General features: G+C 36.6%; 2 protein-coding genes. Both read right to left on the bottom strand.

Annotated features, from left to right (window positions below):
• Window positions 1–46: 46 nt before the first annotated feature.
• Window positions 47–520, bottom strand: coding sequence for a DUF4124 domain-containing protein (locus QMA35_RS21860; RefSeq protein ID WP_281649244.1), 474 nt, complete (start codon window positions 518–520; stop codon window positions 47–49).
• A 5-nt stretch (window positions 521–525) separates the two neighbouring features.
• The coding region (locus QMA35_RS21855; protein WP_281649243.1) for a hypothetical protein at window positions 526–899 on the bottom strand (374 nt) is incomplete at its 5' end.

Genomic DNA, 899 nt, shown 5'->3' with positions numbered 1-899 from the left:
AGGCGTCCCAGGAGCGAAGCGACGAACACCATTCACTTGTTATATTTTATTGACGCTGGTATCTGTTAAAGGTGTTTGGAAGGCCCGGCTTGCTCAAAAGTAAAGTGTCTGTTGACGTTTCGTATTTCATATTTACAGGAAAACTAACACCTTGAAACCGTGCCTCAACTATATAGACGCCATCGCTGGATTTTTTCCATTTTCCTTTTAGTGATTCTCCAGAGGTATCTGTCATAGAAAAACTACCATGTTTGGATATGTTCGCTTTTAATTTTCTGTTCTTCTGGCTTGACCATATTCCAGATGGGTCATTATTTGATGCGGACTTGTTTTGATCTTTATCTTTAGCAGTGTTATTTCTTGAAGCTGATACTTTGACTGTTGATGCTTTATCGTCGTTGGCACAAGAGGTAGATTGGTACGTGATTTTACCCGAAGCTGTCTCGCATTTATATACGCCAGAATATGCAAGTCCAGGGATAAATGATAAAAGAAACACAAATTTTGTTAGGTTATTCATAAAGCTTAATCCTTTTTTATTCTTTCTAGTTGTTGTTTTATACCACTAGTGTCGACTAAAAGCATGTTGCTGTTGTGGTCGACAACTTTAATTTGGTAATTTCCAATGATAAGAATATTGCCTTCAATGACAAACTCTTCTGGATGTAATGCTTTTCCACTTGTGTTAACTGTCCAAGTGTTATTTTTGAACTCCCAAATATCTTCACCTACTCCAAGATCTTCAGTGAAATAGTCTCCTGATTTAATTATCAACCATTTCCCTTGGAGAAATTCATTGTTTAATTCTTGAGCAAGTACCGATGTAGATACAGCAGTCAGTATGATGGATATAAATAATTTTTTCATAACACCGATGAGACTGGATAAAATATAACGCC

The sequence above is a fragment of the Parendozoicomonas sp. Alg238-R29 genome (genome assembly GCF_947331445.1).
Lineage (GTDB): Bacteria > Pseudomonadota > Gammaproteobacteria > Pseudomonadales > Endozoicomonadaceae > Sansalvadorimonas.
This window is presented reverse-complemented; position numbering and strand designations above follow the sequence as displayed.

Coding starts and splice junctions, on each gene's coding strand:
- QMA35_RS21860 (WP_281649244.1), bottom strand. CDS start 520: ATGAATAACCTAACAAAATTTGTGTTTCTTTTATCATTTATCCCTGGA.